Source organism: Mesorhizobium sp. M0159 (assembly GCF_040322295.1).
GTDB lineage: Bacteria > Pseudomonadota > Alphaproteobacteria > Rhizobiales > Rhizobiaceae > Mesorhizobium.
This window is the reverse complement of record NZ_JAMYTF010000006.1, coordinates 193601-211586: the sequence shown is the minus strand read 5'-3', so window position 1 is coordinate 211586 and position 17986 is coordinate 193601. Positions and strand designations below refer to the sequence as shown.

General features: G+C 62.2%; 18 protein-coding genes. 12 read left to right on the top strand and 6 right to left on the bottom strand.

Annotated elements, in window-relative coordinates; translation table 11 throughout:
• Positions 1–42: 42 nt before the first annotated feature.
• Both NKJ32_RS09000 and NKJ32_RS08995 read left to right on the top strand, forming a co-directional pair.
• Positions 43–1458, top strand: a complete 1416-nt coding sequence (locus NKJ32_RS09000) for an ATP-binding protein (RefSeq protein WP_352827366.1) — start codon at positions 43–45, stop codon at positions 1456–1458.
• 205 nt (positions 1459–1663) lie between these two features.
• Positions 1664–2686, top strand: a complete 1023-nt coding sequence (locus tag NKJ32_RS08995) for a glycosyltransferase family 4 protein (protein ID WP_352827363.1) — start codon at positions 1664–1666, stop codon at positions 2684–2686.
• 12 nt (positions 2687–2698) lie between these two features.
• Here NKJ32_RS08995 and NKJ32_RS08990 read toward each other — a convergent pair whose 3' ends face one another.
• The 3 genes from NKJ32_RS08990 to NKJ32_RS08980 all read right to left on the bottom strand — a co-directional run bounded on the left by NKJ32_RS08990 (position 2699) and on the right by NKJ32_RS08980 (position 4199).
• A complete protein-coding gene (locus tag NKJ32_RS08990) occupies positions 2699–3058 on the bottom strand; it encodes a tRNA-binding protein (RefSeq protein ID WP_023678419.1) in 360 nt (119 codons plus the stop codon).
• Positions 3059–3064: 6 nt separating this feature from the next.
• The gene (locus NKJ32_RS08985) at positions 3065–3565 is read right to left on the bottom strand and encodes a type III secretion system chaperone family protein (protein ID WP_023678420.1); all 501 of its coding nucleotides are present in this window, start codon (positions 3563–3565) and stop codon (positions 3065–3067) included.
• A 331-nt stretch (positions 3566–3896) separates the two neighbouring features.
• Positions 3897–4199, bottom strand: a complete 303-nt coding sequence (locus NKJ32_RS08980; RefSeq protein WP_023678421.1) for an accessory factor UbiK family protein — start codon at positions 4197–4199, stop codon at positions 3897–3899.
• 131 nt (positions 4200–4330) lie between these two features.
• On the opposite strand from NKJ32_RS08980, the gene lgt reads away from it, so the two are divergent.
• The 6 genes from lgt to NKJ32_RS08950 all read left to right on the top strand — a co-directional run bounded on the left by lgt (position 4331) and on the right by NKJ32_RS08950 (position 10225).
• On the top strand, positions 4331–5182 hold the full coding sequence (lgt, locus tag NKJ32_RS08975) for a prolipoprotein diacylglyceryl transferase (protein ID WP_352450498.1): 852 nt from the start codon (positions 4331–4333) through the stop codon (positions 5180–5182).
• Entirely contained in the window at positions 5179–6267 is a 1089-nt protein-coding gene (locus tag NKJ32_RS08970) for a class I SAM-dependent methyltransferase (protein ID WP_352756387.1), read from the top strand. Before lgt ends, NKJ32_RS08970 begins: the two co-directional genes overlap by 4 nt.
• Positions 6268–6421: 154 nt before the next feature.
• Entirely contained in the window at positions 6422–7210 is a 789-nt protein-coding gene (gene pgeF, locus NKJ32_RS08965) for a peptidoglycan editing factor PgeF (RefSeq protein ID WP_352756385.1), read from the top strand.
• Positions 7210–8361 carry a M24 family metallopeptidase gene (locus NKJ32_RS08960; RefSeq protein WP_023678425.1) on the top strand — a complete coding sequence of 384 codons (1152 nt, stop codon included), beginning with the start codon at positions 7210–7212 and terminating at the stop codon, positions 8359–8361. Before pgeF ends, NKJ32_RS08960 begins: the two co-directional genes overlap by 1 nt.
• A gap of 54 nt (positions 8362–8415) precedes the next feature.
• Positions 8416–9036: a hypothetical protein gene (locus NKJ32_RS08955; protein ID WP_352568005.1), complete on the top strand. Its 621-nt coding sequence runs from the start codon at positions 8416–8418 to the stop codon at positions 9034–9036.
• 253 nt (positions 9037–9289) lie between these two features.
• The gene (locus tag NKJ32_RS08950) at positions 9290–10225 is read left to right on the top strand and encodes a ribose-phosphate pyrophosphokinase (protein WP_023678427.1); all 936 of its coding nucleotides are present in this window, start codon (positions 9290–9292) and stop codon (positions 10223–10225) included.
• A gap of 97 nt (positions 10226–10322) precedes the next feature.
• On the opposite strand, the gene NKJ32_RS08945 is transcribed toward NKJ32_RS08950, so the two are convergent.
• Positions 10323–11204: an AraC family transcriptional regulator gene (locus NKJ32_RS08945; RefSeq protein ID WP_023678428.1), complete on the bottom strand. Its 882-nt coding sequence runs from the start codon at positions 11202–11204 to the stop codon at positions 10323–10325.
• A gap of 128 nt (positions 11205–11332) precedes the next feature.
• On the opposite strand from NKJ32_RS08945, the gene NKJ32_RS08940 reads away from it, so the two are divergent.
• Positions 11333–12583 (top strand): MFS transporter, encoded by a 1251-nt coding sequence (locus NKJ32_RS08940; RefSeq protein ID WP_352568006.1) that lies wholly within the window; start codon positions 11333–11335, stop codon positions 12581–12583.
• 123 nt (positions 12584–12706) lie between these two features.
• Here the strand turns inward: NKJ32_RS08940 and NKJ32_RS08935 are convergent, their stop codons facing one another.
• Positions 12707–13897 carry a glycerate kinase family protein gene (locus tag NKJ32_RS08935; protein ID WP_051406170.1) on the bottom strand — a complete coding sequence of 397 codons (1191 nt, stop codon included), beginning with the start codon at positions 13895–13897 and terminating at the stop codon, positions 12707–12709.
• A gap of 1 nt (position 13898) precedes the next feature.
• On the bottom strand, positions 13899–15269 hold the full coding sequence (locus NKJ32_RS08930; protein WP_023678431.1) for an SLC13 family permease: 1371 nt from the start codon (positions 15267–15269) through the stop codon (positions 13899–13901).
• A 260-nt stretch (positions 15270–15529) separates the two neighbouring features.
• On the opposite strand from NKJ32_RS08930, the gene NKJ32_RS08925 reads away from it, so the two are divergent.
• Genes NKJ32_RS08925 through NKJ32_RS08915 form a run of 3 tightly spaced genes read left to right on the top strand, consistent with a single transcriptional unit; the run spans position 15530 to position 17793 of the window.
• Positions 15530–16771 carry a HAMP domain-containing protein gene (locus tag NKJ32_RS08925; RefSeq protein ID WP_352827358.1) on the top strand — a complete coding sequence of 414 codons (1242 nt, stop codon included), beginning with the start codon at positions 15530–15532 and terminating at the stop codon, positions 16769–16771.
• Positions 16731–17135 (top strand): sensor histidine kinase, encoded by a 405-nt coding sequence (locus tag NKJ32_RS08920; RefSeq protein WP_352827412.1) that lies wholly within the window; start codon positions 16731–16733, stop codon positions 17133–17135. Before NKJ32_RS08925 ends, NKJ32_RS08920 begins: the two co-directional genes overlap by 41 nt.
• Positions 17113–17793 (top strand): response regulator transcription factor, encoded by a 681-nt coding sequence (locus NKJ32_RS08915; protein ID WP_023678433.1) that lies wholly within the window; start codon positions 17113–17115, stop codon positions 17791–17793. Before NKJ32_RS08920 ends, NKJ32_RS08915 begins: the two co-directional genes overlap by 23 nt.
• The last annotated feature ends 193 nt before the right edge of the window (positions 17794–17986 follow it).

Genomic DNA, 17986 nt, shown 5'->3' with positions numbered 1-17986 from the left:
GACAGCGGTCCTTTGCCAGGCCGCCGGTGAGCGAAAAGACGAATGGCGACCACGCAACTCGAACGGCCGGGAGATGGCGGCTTGAGCGCTCGCGCGACGCGGGCGCTCAAGGCCGTGCCGCGCGCCTGGAACCGTTTCTGGCGCCTGGTGTCGCTTTACATGCCGAAGCGGCTCTATGCCCGCTCGCTGATCATCGTCATCGCGCCGATGATCATGCTGCAGTCGGTCGTCGCCTTTGTCTTCATGGAGCGCCACTGGCAGACCGTGACGCAGCGCCTGTCGCAGGCCACGGTGCGCGACATCGCCGCCATCATCGACCTGATAGAGACCTATCCGCACGACGCTGACTACGCCAACGTCATCCGCATCGCCCAGGATCGCATGCAGCTGAAAGTCGACCTCCTACCGCCCGACCCGCTGCCGCCTCCCGGGCCAAAGCCGTTCTTCTCGATCCTCGACGAGATCCTTTCGTCCGAGATCACCCGCCAGATCAACCGTCCGTTCTGGATCGATACGGTCGGCAATTCCAATATCGTCGAGGTCCGCGTCCAGCTCGAGAACAAGGTGCTGCGCGTCTTCGTGCGCCGCAGCCAGGCCTATGCATCGAACACCCATATTTTCCTGATCTGGATGGTCGGCACCTCGCTGGTGCTGCTGATGATCGCCATTCCCTTCCTGCGCAACCAGATCCGGCCGATTCTGACGCTGGCCGAGGCGGCCGAGAGCTTCGGCAAGGGCCGGCCGATGCCGCGCGATTTTCGCCCGCGCGGAGCCGAGGAGGTCCGCCGCGCCGGCTTTGCCTTCATCCAGATGCGCGAACGCATCGAACGCCAGCTCGAGCAGCGCACCGCCATGCTGAGTGGCGTCAGCCACGATCTGAGGACCATCCTCACCCGCTTCAAGCTGCAATTGGCGCTTGCCGGGACCAAGGCAGCCGATACCCAGGCACTCGACCAGGACATCGATGACATGCAGTCGATGCTGGAAGGCTACCTTGCCTTTGCACGCGGCGAAGCTTCGGAAGACGCCGGTCAGTTCGATCTCGAAGCCTTCTTCGACAAGCTTCGCGAGGAAGCCGCGCTGCGCAAGCGCAAGTTGTCGACCGTGCTTGTCGGCGATCCGCATGTGCACGTGCGCCCCAATGCCTTTGCCCGGCTGCTGTCCAACGTCGTCGGCAATGCATTCCGCTATGCCAAGACGGTGGAGATCAATGCCAATCATGGGCGCGGTTCGCTGCTCGTCACCATCGACGATGACGGCCCGGGAATTCCGGCCGAAAAGCGAGAGGATGTATTCAAGCCGTTCGTGCGGCTGGACGAGGCCCGCAACCTCGACGCCAGCGGCACCGGCCTTGGCCTCTCCATCGCACGTGACATTGCCCGCAGCCATGGCGGCGACATCGTCCTCGAACGCAGCCCGCTCGGCGGCCTTCGGGCGGTGATCAAGGTCCCCGCTTGACAGCAGCGACACCCGGCCTTCATCGGCCCGTCATGAAACCATGGTGAAGAGCGCCAATGAAGCGCGCGATCCTGATTGATTCGGCCCTGCGGCCTCATTTCGACCCCGCGCCTGCCCGGGTGCGCCGGTGCGCCGCCCCGGCTGCGGCGTGGCCGCCGCTCAGGCGTCGCGGCGAGGCAATCAAGCTTGCCGCCAAGGGACCGCCATGCGCATCCTGATGGTCACCGACGCCTGGCGCCCGCAAGTCAACGGCGTCGTCCACACGCTGGAGCGCCTCTCGGAGACCCTGAAATCCTTCGATATCGAGACGGACTTCCTGACGCCGAATATCTTTCGCACCCTGCCTCTGCCGACCTATCCCGATATCAGGCTGGCGCTGACGACGCCGCACCGCGTTGCGCAGCTGATCGAGGCACGCAAGGTGGACCACATCCATATCGTCACCGAAGGACCGCTCGGCATTATGGCCCGGCGCTACTGCCGCAATGCCGGCCGCCCGTTCACGACCAGCTATCACACACGTTTTCCGGAATATCTGAGCGCGCGCCTGCCGGTGCCTGAAGCATGGGCCTATCGCTGGCTGCGTGATTTCCACAATTCAGGACAGGGCACGCTGGTTGCCACCCAGTCGCTTGCCGACGATCTTGCGGCGCGCGGCTTCACCAAGCTCCGGCCGTGGACGCGCGGCGTCGACACCGATCATTTTCGGCCGGATAAAAGAAAGGACCTGGGATTTCCCGGACCGATCTTTCTCTGCGTCGGCCGCGTCGCGATCGAAAAGAACCTGCCGGCCTTCCTAGACCTCGACCTGCCCGGCAGCAAGTTGGTCGTAGGCGAAGGGCCGGAATTGGCGAGGCTGAAGGCCAGATATCCCGATGCCCATTTCCTTGGCCATCGTCCGAACGACGAACTGGCCGAGATCTACGCCTCGGCCGACGTTTTCGTCTTCCCCAGCCGTACCGACACGTTCGGCAACGTCATCATCGAGGCGCTGGCCAGCGGCACGCCGGTCGCAGCCTATCCCGTCACCGGACCGATCGATATTGTGGGTGACGGCATCAGCGGCGCGGTGTCGGACGACCTGCGGCAAGCAGCGCTCGCCGCCCTTCACGTCGACCGCGCCGAGGCGCGGCAACGCGCGATGCGCTACAGCTGGAAGGCCTGCGCGGAAATGTTCATGGAAACGGTCGAAGAGGCGCTGGGTACCAGGCGTAAACTGGCTGCGTGAACAACAGCGCAGCTAGAACAACCTGCCGCCGTCCGGCACCTTGCGCTCGATCGCGCCAAGGACGACGGCGCCCTCCTCGTCAGGAAAGCCGAGCGTCAGCACTTCCGACATGAATGGCCCGATCTGACGCGGCGGGAAATTGACCACAGCGAACACCTGCCGGCCGATCAGGGTTTCGGGCGTATAGTATTTCGTGATCTGGGCCGAGGATTTCTTCACCCCGATCACGGGACCGAAATCGATTTTCAATTTGATCGCCGGCTTGCGCGCCTCGGGAAAAGGCTCGGCCTCGACGATCGTGCCGGCGCGGATGTCGATGCGGTCGAAATCGGCAAAGCTGATCTCGGGTTTTCGCGCGTTGCTCGAAACCATCGACGGTCAGGCGTTTCCGTAGGTTTCGAACAGCACGCCGGCCAACGCATCCTTGGCCGAAGTTCCCGACCAGACGACGAACTGGAACGCCTGAAAATAGCATTCGCAGGCTTCCAGCGCCGACGACAGCAGCACCTCGACCTGCTGGCTCGACGGCTCGACCCCACCGGCCAGCAGCAGCGACTGGCGGAACATGATGGCGCCTTCCTGCTCCCAGAGGTCGAAATGGCCAAATAGCATCTGCTCGTTGATCAGCGAAAGCAGCCGCATCACCTCGAGCGCGCGCGCCTCCGGGACCTTGATGTCGAAGGCGCAGGCCAGGTGCAGCGCCTCGTAGTCCTCCATCCAGGAGAATGAAACGTGGTAGTCGGTCCAGCTTCCGGCAACCGAGATCGAGATCTCGTCGTCGCCGGCCCGCTCGAAGGACCAATCGTTGTTGTGCGCCACCTGCTCGATAACATCCACCGGATGGATTTCGCGGGAGAATTCGAGTTCGAGAAGTTCCATGAAATGCTTCCTGTCGTTCTGGGAGCGCCACCACACGCTCCGCGGGAGAGGCACACTCGAACAATTCTGCCTAGAACTCGGACGGCCAGGACTTCGTCAACGCAAAGACCCTGGACCGGACCCCACCGCCCGGCGCATGACCCTGCTCCGAATCATGCAACAAATTCAGTCTATTGATCGGGAGTCGCGTGACCAGCCAAATTTTTCGCACTGCGTCATTCGCATGTGGAAAGGCGCTGTCACAAAGATTCACGCAGTACCGGTAAGCGATTCACGACAAAGCGCTTTTTGCGATCCGGCTTTGTGGAAAAGTTTAACGATTTATTTCTTGTTATTTTTTTGCACGCGGCTTTGCCGCAGCCGCAGGCGCTGCTTGACCGGTCAATTCGGCAAGCCTGGCCTCGAGCGCCTCGATGCGAGCGGCGAGGCGGGTGTTTTCTTCCCTGGCCTTCGCCGCCATGTCGCGAGCGGCCTCGAATTCCTCGCGCTGCACCACGTCCATGGAGTTGAGTATGCGCTCGGCCTGGCCCCTGAAGGCGGTCTCCACCTCGCGCCGCACGCCTTGCGCGGCACCGGCTGCATCGGTCATCAGCTTGGCGAATTCATCGAGAATGCGGTTCGGTCCGGTCGCCATGGCAAATCCTCGCTTGGTCGAATTGACGTAGTGGCGCACGATTCGGAATGCAAGCATATGCTTGCCTTGACCGCGCCAAAAGCCTGCCGCATGGTCCGCGCCCGAACCTGATTGGGAACCCGGAGACCCTGTTGAGCGAATATTTGCTGCCGCTGGCCGCCCTGCCCTTTCCCAACATCGACCCGGTCATCGTCCGGATCGGACCGCTGGCGGTGCATTGGTACGGCGTCGGCTACATCGTCGGCATTCTGTTCGCCTGGTGGTATGCCAAGCGCCTCGTCACCAACCCAAAACTGTGGCCCGACGGCACCCTGCCGATGAAGCCCGTCGACCTCGATGACTTCATCGTCTGGGCAGCCATCGGTGTGGTGCTCGGCGGACGCACCGGCTACGTGCTGTTCTACGACCTGCCGCGCTACATTGCCAATCCGCTCGATATCGTCGCCGTCTGGCAGGGCGGGATGTCGTTTCATGGCGGCCTGATCGGCGTCATTCTCGCCATGACGCTGTTTTCCCGGTCTCGTGGCATCCGCACATGGTCGCTGTTCGACGTGGTTGCCGCCGGCGTGCCGGTGGGGCTTGGCCTCGTTCGCCTGGCAAACTTCATCAATTCCGAACTATGGGGCCGGCCGACCGACGTTCCATGGGCATTCGAATTCCCCAATGGCGGCCCATTTGCACGCCATCCGAGCCAGATCTACGAGGCGCTGCTCGAAGGGCTGGTGTTGTTCCTTGTCCTGCGCTTCCTCACCCATTCGCGGCTCAAGCTGAAGGCGCCGCGCTTCGTCGGCGGCGCCTTCATCGCCGGCTATGGCGCCTCGCGCATCTTCGTCGAATTCTTTCGCGAGCCCGACCAGCAGCTTGGCTACCTGCTTGGCACGAGCTGGCTGACCATGGGAATGGTGCTGTCACTGCCGATGGTGCTGGCCGGCATCTGGGCGATGGCTACAGCCAAGCCGGTGACAAAACCGCAGCCGGCATGACGCGGCTGAAGACCCGCATCGCCGAGCTGATCGGTGCCGTGGGACCGATCCCCATCAGCGAATACATGGCGCTCTGCCTGTTCGATCCGCAGGACGGCTATTATACGACACGTGAGCCGTTCGGCGCCGCCGGCGACTTCGTCACCGCGCCGGAGGTCAGCCAGATGTTTGGCGAGCTGGTCGCCATCTGGCTCTATCAGGCGTGGCTGGCGATCGACCGGCCGACGCCGGTCGCCATCGCCGAAATAGGCCCCGGCCGCGGCACGCTGATGAGAGATATGCTGCGCACGCTTTCGCGGCTCGATCCGACGCTTACCGCCAGCGCATCGTTCGCCTTGATCGAGACCAGTCTGCGGTTGACCGAGGTCCAGAAACGAACGCTTGCCGGGACGTCGGCCACCATCGCCTGGCATGAGGCCGTCGACACACTACCGCAGGGGCCGCTTCTGATTGTTGGTAACGAGCTGTTTGACGCGGTGCCCATCCGCCAGTTCGTCCGCGCTGGGGCCGGCTGGCGCGAGCGGATGATCGGTCTCGACGATGCGAACCGGCTGCGCTTTTTCGTCGGCGCCGGCTCGCTTGACCCGATGCTGCTGCCGGAGGGTGCCGAGAATGCGCCGCAAGGTGCCATCGTCGAGGTGGCGCCAGCCCGCGCCGCCCTGATGGCGGCCATCGCCGGGCGACTTGCCGGATTTGGCGGGGCCGGCCTGTTTCTCGACTATGGTCACCTCCAGCCCGGGATCGGCGACACCTTGCAGGCCTTGCGCAAGCATGGTCATGAGGACGTGCTGGCCAATCCGGGGCAGGCCGATCTCACAGCCCATGTCGATTTCGCTGCCCTCGCGGCAACCGTTCGGGCACACAGCCTCGATGCCCACCTCTCAACGCAAGGTGAATTCCTGCTCAAGATGGGGCTTCTCGAACGAGCTGGCCGGCTCGGCGCCAATGCCGATGAGGCAGCTCGCGAAAAGATCGCGGCCGACGTCGAGCGCCTCGCCGGCCCGCTGGCCATGGGCGAACTCTTCAAGGTGCTTGCCGTCCTCCCTGCCGGCATTGCCGTTCCGCCGTTTCCAAGCACGGATTGACTTTTCGCTGCCGCCTCTCTCACTCTCCCGTCTCCGACTAGCGCCCGACATCAACTGCGCCAGCCTTCAACTGACCAGCCTTCAACTGACCAGCCTTCAACTGCGCCCCTTCAACTCGCTTGACGAAATCGCCCATACGGACAACAAAGCCGCCATGCTGAATCAGACCAAACCGGATCCCGTTCGGTCGCCCTTGCTGGAAACGGCGCAAGGCATCCGCCACGGCTACTTCACGCGAGTCGGCGGCATTTCCAGCGGCATCTACCGGGGCCTCAACATCGGCACCGGCTCGAACGACGACCAGACGCTGGTGCGCGAGAATCGCCGCCGGGTCGCCGAATGGATGGGCGTGCCTGCAAACCATCTGCTGACCGCTCACCAGGTTCATTCGCCGGACGTCGTCATTGCCAGGGAGCCTTTTGCCGGCGAGCGGCCCAAGGCCGACGCCATTGTCACCGACCGGCCGGGCATTGCCGTCGGTGCCTCGACCGCCGACTGCGGACCGGTCCTCTTCGCCGACGCCGAGGCGCGCATTATCGGCGCCGCCCATGCCGGCTGGAAAGGCGCTTTCACCGGAGTGCTGGAAAACACCATCGCGGCAATGGAAAGCCTCGGCGCCCGGCGCGACCGCATCGTCGCAGTGCTCGGTCCTTCGATCGGCCCGCGGAATTACGAAGTCGGACCGGAATTCGTCGCCCGTTTCGTCGACGCCGATGCCGGCAATGCTCGCTATTTCGCGCCCTCCGCAAATGCCGGACACGCGATGTTCGATCTCAACCGCTACACGGTCGACCGGCTGACCAAGGCTGGCGTCAACGCCGAGGGACTTGGCCGCTGCACCTATGCCGAGGAAGAGCTTTTCTACTCCTATCGGCGCAGCACGCATCGCAACGAGTCCGACTACGGGCGGCAGGTTTCGGCAATCGTTTTGGAGGCTGACTGATGGCGCTGCATTTCGAACGCTCGGAATTCGACGCGCGGCGCGATCGACTGATGATCGAGATCGCCGAAAAGAAGCTCGACGCCGTCCTGCTGTTTGCCCAGGAAAGCATGTATTGGCTAACCGGCTACGACACCTTCGGCTTCTGCTTTTTCCAGTGCCTGGTGGTCAAGGCCGACGGCTCGATGGTGCTGCTGACGCGTTCGGCCGACTTGCGCCAGGCGCGCCACACCTCGATCATCGACAACATCGTTTTGTGGACGGACCGCAACGGCGCCAATCCGGCGGTAGATCTGCGCAATCTGCTCAACGAGCTTGACCTGCTCGGCGCCCGGATCGGCGTCGAATACGACACCCACGGCCTGACCGCCTATAATGGCCGGCGCCTCGACGAGCAGTTGCAGACCTTCGGGCAGATCGCGGATGCCTCCGGCATTGTCAGCCGGCTACGGCTGTTCAAGAGCCCGGCAGAAATCGCCAAGGCGGAAAAAGCCGCAAATCTGGCCGACGACGCGCTGGACGCAGCACTGCCGCTGATCAAGCAGGGCGGCGATGAGGCGCTGATCCTCGCCGCCATGCAAGGTGCGATCTTTGCCGGCGGCGGCGATTATCCGGCCAACGAGTTCATCATCGGCTCCGGAGTCGACGCCCTGCTTTGCCGCTACAAGGCCGGTCGCCGCAAGCTCACCAAGAACGACCAGCTGACGCTCGAATGGGCCGGTGTCTTCCACCACTACCATGCGGCAATGATGCGCACGGTGTTGACCGGCAAGGTATCGAAACGCCACCAGGAATTGTTCGATGCCGCCCGCGCCGCGCTACTTGCAGTCGAGAAGGCGATGACGCCCGGTAATACGTTCGGCGACGTGTTCGACGCCCATGCCCGCACCCTCGAAGCCCACAATTTGACCAAGCACCGGCTCAATGCCTGCGGCTATTCGCTCGGCGCCCGCTTCACCCCGTCCTGGATGGATATGCCGATGTTCTATCAGGGTAATCCCGAACCGATTGCGCCGAACATGACGCTGTTCGCCCATATGATCATCATGGACTCCGAAACCGAAACCGCGATGACGCTTGGCCGCACCTATCTGACCACCGAATCCCAGCCGAAGCCGCTGTCCCGCCATGATCTCGACTTGATCGTGCAGTGAATCCATAATGGAAAGAGTGTGAGGGGCGTTCGTCGCCAAGGAGTTTTCAGGCTAATGAGACGATCGCATGTGACGACCGTGTCATTGCTCGTGGCGCTGGCACTGGCGGCCTGCACCAATGCGAAGGACGTTCTCGAACCCTCGGCCATTGCCCCGCAATCGACGCAATCGCTCTCCGGAGCCGGAGGTGCCGCAACGCCCCCCGCAACTCCGGCTCAGCCTGCCGGCACCGCGCAAACCGCAGATACAGCGCAGCCTTCCGCTGCAGCAGCCGTGCCGCCCGCCAAAAGCGCGGCTGCCATTGCGCGGACCCGGCTGCAGGTGGCGCCGATCGTCGGCGCCTCAGTAGAAGCCGCGACACCGCTGACCGCCGAGCTTCAGACACGCGCCAGGCAGCGCGGCATCACCTTGGCCGGCAGCACCGACCAGACCCCTACGCATGTGCTCAAGGGCTATTTCTCGACCATGACGGAAGGCAAGGACACCACCGTCATCTACGTCTGGGACATCTATGACCCGGCCGGCAACCGGCTGCATCGCATCAACGGCCAACAGAAGGCGCCCTCTGTTGGCGGCGGCGAAGGCTGGGCGGCGGTCGAGCCGGCGACCATGCAGGCAATTGCCGACCAGACAATCGACCAGTTCGCCACCTGGCTTGGCGGCGGCGCCGGCTGACCTGGAGCGTGATTCCGAAAAGTGGAATCCGGTTTTCGGAAAAGAGCATGCTCAGACTGAAAGTTAGAAGCTATCCCGATTCCGTCGGCATGGAACTGGCTCTATCGCCGCATGCTCAAGCCGTAAGCGTTTATTGAGATTAGCCGGCGGATTCCCATTCACGACGCTTGCAATACCGGCGCGGGCCGCTAAAAGCCCGACTAAGAGGCTGGAGTGCTATCGGAGTCTCTCAATCCTTCGCCAGGAACGGTGCATGAAGCTCTTCGCGGGCAATTCCAACAGGGTGCTGGCCGAATCAGTCGCCCGCTACCTCAACATTCCGCTGGGCAAGGCCAGCGTCAGGCGCTTCGCCGATCAGGAAATCTTCGTCGAGATCCAGGAGAATGTGCGCGGCGAGGACGTCTTCATCCTGCAGTCCACCTCGTTCCCGACCAACGATCATCTGATGGAACTGCTCATCATGATCGACGCCTTCATGCGCTCTTCGGCCAAGCGCATCACTGCGGTTATTCCTTATTTCGGCTATGCCAGGCAGGATCGCCGTGCCTCGGGCCGCACACCGATCTCGGCCAAGCTGGTCGCCAACATGATCACGAGGGCGGGCGTCAACCGGGTGCTGACCCTGGATCTCCATGCCGGCCAGATTCAAGGCTTCTTCGACATCCCGACCGACAATCTGTTTTCCGTGCCGGTCATGGCCCGCGACGTAAAAGCGAAATACAAGCAGCTTGCCAATGTCATGGTGGTGTCGCCGGATGTCGGCGGCGTGGTCCGCGCCCGCGCGCTCGCCAAGCGCATCGACGCCCAGCTTGCCATCGTCGACAAGCGCCGCGAGCGCCCCGGCGAATCGGAAGTCATGAACGTCATCGGTGACGTGCGCGGCAAGGATTGCCTGTTGATCGACGACATCATCGATTCGGGCGGCACGCTGTGCAATGCGGCCGATGCGCTGCTTGCCGACGGCGCCACCAGTGTCACCGCCTATACTACCCATGGCGTTTTGTCCGGCGGCGCCATCGCCCGCATCGGCGCCTCGAAACTGCAGGAACTGGTCATCACCGATTCCATCCAGCCGACCCAGGCAGTGCTGGACGCCGCCAATATCCGCGTCATCTCCATCGCCGAATTGATGGGCGAGGCGATCTCGCGCACGGCGACCGAGGAATCGGTGTCGAGCCTGTTCGATTGATGCGTGTCGCGCAAAGTGCAGCGGTTTTGCGATAACGACATGCATAAAATCAAGAACCCAAAGCGCCTCGCATGAGGCCGGTCGAACGCGACGCCCTTCAGGGCTGCGACTCAGGCCGAGCCGGACCGCTTATTCGTCGCACACCTTCGCCAGCATCACGGGCGCCCCGCATGTAACCGCGTGGCGAGGCTCCCAGCATGCGCTTGAACATGGTGATGAACGCCGGCACGCTGTCATAGCCGAGATCGAGCGCCACCCTCGTGATCGGCTCGCCGTCGGCCAGCCGTGGCAGCGCCGCGAACAGACAGGCCTGCTGACGCCAGGTCGACAGCGACAATCCGGTCTGGCGGTGGAACGCGCGGGTGAAAGAGCGGCGGCTCATGCCGACGATAGCGGCCCACTCGTCGATCGTCGCATGCGGTGACGGTGCCGAGACGAAGCGCCGGCACAGCGTCGCCAGCCTTGCATCGGACGGGAACGGAAGGCCGAGCGGCCGTTCCGGCAGGTTCGGGATTTCGTGCAGCAGGAGCTTCATGATCAGCCCGCCCCGCCCCTCCAGCTCGGCGCCTTGCGGCAGCTTTTCCGATTCCACGATCAGGCTGTGCATCAGGTCGGTGATGCCGACGACACGCAACCCGTCCGGCAGGCCGGGAATGGCCTCCGGCATCACATAGACGGACCGCATGCTGACGTCGCCCAGCATCTCGACGGAATGTTCGGTGCCGGCGGGGATCCACATCGCGTGGTCCGGAGGCACCATCCAGCGCCCATGCCGCGTCGTCACCAGCACGACACCGACCAGCGCGTGCAGCAACTGGCTGCGGCTATGATGGTGCCGTGGCACATGGTAGCCGTCCGGATATTCGGTCGGCAGCGCCACTGCCGGCCCTACGGCCTGCTCCAGCCATTGCCAGCGACGCTCATGCAACAGCCCGAGATCGGTGTCGCCCGCTCTGAACATTTCCCTGCCATGCGGCATCAGCTATGGCCCACTTGCGAAACTATTGGACCAAACCACGAAAGAAGTCGCGTGACAAGCAACGTATAAGGCTGCGGCCTATAAGACCGCCTGCGGAAGCGCCCGCTAAAAAGACCACGGAGCCTGCCTTGACCGATACCACAGCAACCGCCGACGCCAAGCCGGCAGCGGCCAGCCACATTTCAGCTCAGGCGACGGCCTTCACCGTCATCCTGGCGGTGAGCTTCTGCCATTGCATCAACGACATCATGCAGTCGCTGCTGTCGGCGATCTATCCGCTGCTGAAGGACAATTACGGTCTCGATTTCTGGCAGATCGGCCTTTTGACTTTCACCTTCCAGGTGACGGCATCCTTGCTGCAGCCGGTGATCGGCATGATTACCGACAAGCGGCCGATGCCTTATTCGCTGCCCTACGGCATGGCTTCTTCGCTGATCGGGCTGGTCGTGCTGGCCTATGCCGGACATTACTCGCTGCTCCTCATCGGCGCCTCGCTGATCGGCATCGGCTCGGCGATCTTCCACCCGGAATCCTCGCGCATCGCCCGCTTCGCCTCTGGTGGCAGGTTCGGTCTGGCACAGTCGCTGTTCCAGGTCGGCGGCAATTTCGGCCAGGCCATGGGTCCGCTGCTGGCAGCTTTCATCGTCGTGCCCTTCGGCCAGACCAGCATCGCCTGGTTTGCCGGCGGCTCGCTGATCGGCATCATCGTGCTGTGGCAGGTTGGCGGCTGGTACAGCCGCCTGCGCGCCGCACAGGGCACCCGCAAGGGGGCAGGCTTCGTCTCGCCTTTCCCGCGCCGCAAGGTCCTGGGCGCGCTGGCGATGCTGACCTTGCTGGTATTGACCAAGAACGCCTACATCGCCAGCCTGTCCAGCTACTACACCTTCTATGCCATCCATAAATTCGGCGTTTCGGTGCAGATGTCGCAAGTCATGCTGTTCCTGTTCCTCGGCGCCTCGGCCCTGGGCATCCTGCTCGGCGGCCCGTTCGGCGACCGCTACGGACAGAAGGCGATGATCTGGTTCTCGATCGTCGGCGTGCTGCCCTTCACCCTGGCCCTGCCCTACGCCAATTTCGAGTGGACAATGGTTCTCACCGTGCTGATCGGCCTGATCCTGTCCTCGGCCTTCTCGAACATCGTCGTCTTCGCGCAGGAACTGGTGCCCGGCCGCGTCGGCATGATCGCCGGCATCTTCTTCGGCTTCGCCTTCGGCATGGGCGGCATCGCCGCCGCCGTGCTTGGTGTCGTCGCCGACATGAAGGGCATCGATTTCGTCTTCCAGGTCTGCTCCTATTTGCCGCTGCTCGGGCTGCTGACGGTTTTTCTTCCCAACATGAAGGAGGCGAGGAAGCTCAAGGCGGGGACCACGATCGGGTGAAGTTTGGGTTGGACTTCGGCTTCCCCGCCCACCGGGCAGCGCGAAATTCGGTTCTCGACATAGACTTCGAGCCGGTCAGGGCCGCCGCGTAGCGACATCGCGGCCATTGGCTGACACGCTCCGTCATCTGAACTTGAAAGCACGCGTCGCCCGCATCAGCCGGAATGCCTGCTCGGCAGCGTTCGCCAGCAGCGTGTCGGCGTCACGGATCGCGTCTTCGAGGGAACACGGTCGGCACAGAATGCTGAAGAAGGCATCGATGCCGATGTCGTGGGTCGCCTCTGCACCTGCTCCGATCGTTCCGGCCAAGGCGATGACAGGCAGATTGTGACGTTTCGCGCGCCGGGCAATCTCGGCTGGTATCTTTCCAAAGCTCGTCTGACCATCCAGGCCACCCTCGGCTGTCATGACGATGTCGGCGTTTGACAGCCGATGATCGAGATCCATATACCGCAGAATCAGGTCGAAGCGCGGATGCAGCCGGGCCCCAGCAAAGGCGTGAAGTCCGGCGCCGAGTCCCCCGGAAGCTCCTCCGCCGACAAGCGGCGTCACGTCGACGCCGAGGTCGCGGCGAACGACGTGAGCGACATTTTCCATGCCCTGCTCGAGCAAAACCACCTGGTCAGGTGTTGCACCCTTTTGCGGGCCGAACACCCGGGCGACGCCTCTCTCGCCGAGCAGCATGTTGTAGGGATTTACCGCGACGTCGATACGAACATTCGAAAGGCGATGATCACGACTGGAAAGATCGACACGAGCTAGCGATGAGAGGGCCGAGCCGCTCCCCGAAATGGGACGGCCGCCGCCATCGAGCAGACGCACGCCTAATGCTTGGGCCATGCCGGTTCCTGCATCGTTGACACCCGAGTCACCGCAGCCGATCAGAATTCTTTCCGCGCCAAGATCGAGCGCAAAACGAATCAACTCACCAACCCCATAACTTGTAGTGCGGGTCGGGTCACGCATGTCCGTGGGGACGAGCCGGAGCCCGGCAGCCGCCGCGATTTCCAGAACTGCTGTCCGTTTCTTTCTTCGCCCGAGAAAACCGACATTGGCCGCCACGGGTTGTCCCACCGGTCCCGTCACTGTGACGGAATGCAGCTCGCCATCAGACAATTCAACAAGGGTCCGCGTAAAATCCTCGCCGCCATCCACCATTGGAAGGCCCAGGATCTTTGCTGTCGGAACGGCATTGCGAACGCCCCGCGCCAATGCAGCGATGACATCACGAACCCCGAGGCTCTCCTTAAAGCCGGAGGGTGCGACCAATACTCGAAGCCGTCTTCGTTTCGTCAATCCTTTCTTTTTCGACATTCTACGGCTCTCCAGGAAGTTGCAGATGGAGCGTGTTGAGCAGGGCTCCGGTGGCTGGCCACACGGCGACCGCGAACACGACGATGAGGATGAACTGCATCGGCAGCAGGATTGAGCTGAGCAAGGCGAGGTCTTTCGGGCCGTAGCCTTCCTCGTCGACCCCCGCGAAAAGCGCCACCGGTTTCGCGCAGATCGCGAGGGTTTGGCAAAAGCCAGTCGCCGAGACGAGGACAAACATTGCAAGGAGAGGGTCGAGCCGCGCTGTCGATGCGAGCATTAGCGCCGGGGGCAGCAGCACCGAGACACGCGCCGTGCGACTGTGGATCACGAGATGACTGAAAAGCCCAAGCAAGGCTAATAAGGAGATAAGCGCCAACGGGCCCAAGCCGGTGCCGCGCAGTGGATCGACCGTCGTCTCGATCAACCACCGATTGAGGCCTGATGCCGTCAGGCCGTCTGCCAAGCAGATCGTCGCCGCCAGAAACAAGAGCAGCTTCCACTCCGCACTCTTGATTGCATCGCCAAACGCCACGGAGCCGACTCCAGGAAGCGTGGCCAAGAGAGCGCCGCCAAGAGCGATAACGGTGGCATCAAGTCCGTGGACAGGTTCGGTCAGCCACGCGATGACAACCCCGCCGGCGATCCAGAGTATCGGCTGCCGTGCCAATCCGGCACCGCCACTAGTCACCGTCGTTGGCTGCAAAAGGGTCATCCGCCGTTCGACCGGCGACAGGAAAAGCCGGAGCAGGCATTCGACCGAAAGGAAGGTGCTCACGGCCGCAAACGGCAGGCCGAAAGCGATCCATTCCAGATAGCTTACTTTCACACCCCAGAGGCGGCCGACCATTTCGATCGCCAGCAGATGGGCACCGGCGCCGACGGGCGATGCAATGGCCGAGAGCAGGATAACAGTGGGGAACAGCAGCGCGAAGGCCCTTCGCAACCGGGCGCTTCCACAGCGTCCCGCGATCGCCTGATAGGCGGGGATCATCAAAGCTGCGCGACCTGAGGTCGACGGAATGACGAAGGCTGTGGCGATCATGACGGCCGTCAAGGAATAGGCGATTGCGCGAACCGATCGCATGCGCCCCGTCACGAGGCCGAGAACGCGATCTGCGACTCCACTCGCCTTGATGGTGGCCGCCAATATGAAGGAGGCAAGCAATAGCCAGATCAACTCATCGCCAAGCGCATGAAACAGCGCGCCTGGATCACGGTTGACCAGCAGCGCCATTGCCAATCCGGCGGCGATTGCAACGAAGGCATCGTCGAACCGCGTTAAGGTCCACCCGATGATCGCGACAAGCAGGATCTCGAGCGCTCGCCGGGCGTCGGACGGGAGCGCGGGGAGGCCGAATTCAATGATGGCCACACACAGGGATACACAGGTTCCGATCAGTGCGGCTCGCCATATCGGCCAGAGCACCGGCGATGTCCTTTCCCGAAGGGTGGCGTCACTGTCGGTCCGAAAATCTACTTGTGCCAACCGAAACCTCGTCTAGTTCGTCGCCAACGGCGATGAGGGCGTCGCACACCCTCCGCTCGAACTTAGGAGGTTCCGATTAGACGCTTGGGAGAGCTCCGGTTAGAATTTGGTGAGAGGCATTATCCGATCGCCGGCAGGATTACCGCATGACCGTTCGAGGCCGCATCTTCCTATTTCAAATCGTCATTCTCGCCCTTGTCGGACTGATTTCAGGACTGGCATTCGCAACACTCCAGCTGACAGAGGAATTCGTCCGCCGAATCGACAGCGTCCACGGGCGGTTCGAGGCGCTCGCCGAACTCAATGGGCATGCCAACAATTACACCGAGCAACTCGCTGAAGTCTTGCTGCTTGGGCCCGAGCAAATGCCGGATTTCGAAGCGGCACGAGAAGCAGTGAAATCCGGATTCTACAAGCTGGAGGGCGCCACTCGCGAGGAACTCGGCGCTCTCGGATATTGGAGCGATAGACACCAGGAGGAGGCCGAACTCAGATTCGTCGGCCGCATCAACGCGCTGTTTGAGGCGATCGATCGGGCCGCCCAGCGACTGTTTAGCCAGCGAACAAAGGGGGATCCAAAGGGCATCGTAGACGCCTTCCGCAACGATGTGGAGCATCGACTGGAGAACGATCTCGAAGAAATGATTGAAGCCGCTTTGCACGAGGAGCGCAGGGAGGTTGGAGAGGAACTCGCCGGCGTCCGTGGCGCACAATGGCGACTGCTACTGCTGACCGGCGGCTTCGCTACGTTGCTCATGCTAGGCAGTCTGGGGTTCGGCCTCGTCCTGCGACGATCAATCGCCACACCTGTGCGTGAACTGAACGAAAGCGCCAAAGCCATCGCTGCAGGCAAGCTCGACCATCGCGTTTCCGCGACCGGACGCGACGAGTTCGCTTCCCTCTCGCGAAGTTTCAACAGCATGGCCGAGGCTCTCGAGATCGAACGTGCTGCTCTGATTTCGGTACAGGACCGCTTGGAGGCGGAGGTTCAGTTGCGCACCCGTGAACTGCGGAAAGCCAATGAGCAACTGAGAGCGATCGATAGCCGACGCACACAATTTTTTGCGGAGGCAAGCCACGAACTCCGCACGCCGTTGACGATTCTCCGCGGAGAGGCCGACGTTGCCCTCCGCGGCCAACCGCGTGTTCGACCTTACCGCGAAGCTCTGAGCCGAATCCGCAATTGCGCTGAAGATATGGCTCGCAACCTGGGGGACCTTCTGGCATTCGCCCGCTCCGAAGCTGAAAATTTCAGGTTCTCCTTGCACAACATCGATACCGGTGAGGTTGTGAAGGCGGCCGTTCAGGAGGCTTCCGTACTCGCAGGTCCCAAGCAGATATCCGTTAATCTGTCGCTCAACACAGATCATTGCCTCATTTCGGGGTGACGCCCTGCGCCTAAAGCAAGCGCTGCTGATCGGCTTCGACAACGCCATAAAGTACTCAAAGCCATATCAGACGATAGCAGTCGAGATGGCTGAGCGTCATGGAATGCTTGAGATCGCCATCCGCGACAACGGTTCAGGGATCGATGCCAACGATCTCCCGTTCGTGTTTGACCGTTATTATCGCGGGCGTGTCGGCGGGAGGTCCGCAGCCGATGGCCTTGGTGTTGGCCTCGCGATCGCCAAGGAGATTATAGACGGGCACAATGGCACAATCGGCCTTGAAGGAATTGAGCCTTCGGGAACCCTCCTCAGAATCAGACTGCCGCTGGTACATCGCACCCATGATTCGAATCCTGATCGTTGAAGACGACCGGCGTGTCTCCGACTTTCTCCGCCGGGGGTTGGAGGCCGAAGGCTTCCACGTGAGTGTCGCGGAGGATGGTCGCGAGGGACTAGCCATTATTCGTACGGATCCATTCGATCTCGTGATCCTGGACCGTCTGCTTCCCTACCTGGACGGCCTTGAGCTGTGCCGGATCGTGCGATTGGAGCAGCGGCCGGTTCTCATCCTGATGCTGACCGCGAAGGAGACAATTCAGGATCGCGTAGATGGGCTCAAGGGCGGTGCCGACGATTACCTGACGAAACCGTTTGCGTTTGATGAACTGGTGGCCAGGATTGACGCGCTGCGCCGACGCCGTCAGGGTGCAGTGGATCGGCAGTTGCTTCGAGTGAGCCGCCTCAATCTCGACAGGAGCGCTCGTCGTTTTACGGACGGCGACCGGGAAATCAGCCTTACCCGACGCGAATTCGACCTTCTGTATTTCCTCATGCTCAATGCGGGGAAAGTGGTTAGCCGCGAGCGCATCCTCAACAATGTCTGGTCATACAGCTTCGAACCCGGGACGAAGATCGTGGAGGTATACATTCGCTATCTACGTGCGAAGCTCGGGCCGGATGCATCGGCTAGCATTCAGACGGTTCGTGGGATCGGCTACATGCTGGTCGAGCGGAAGCCATAGAAGGTAGAGCGAACCTCTTTATCGCACCGTTCTCGCCACTCGCTGGAAGCCTTCCCTTCCGCAACGCCGCTTCCACCGACGAATAGGTGTTCATTGGCCTCCCTTCCATGCTTCCGGCGAGCGCCGTCCAGCCACCGTGGGCATTGCCCCGCCGGGGTCCCAGCTTTCCATTTATATTCGGGCCCGGCCCGGC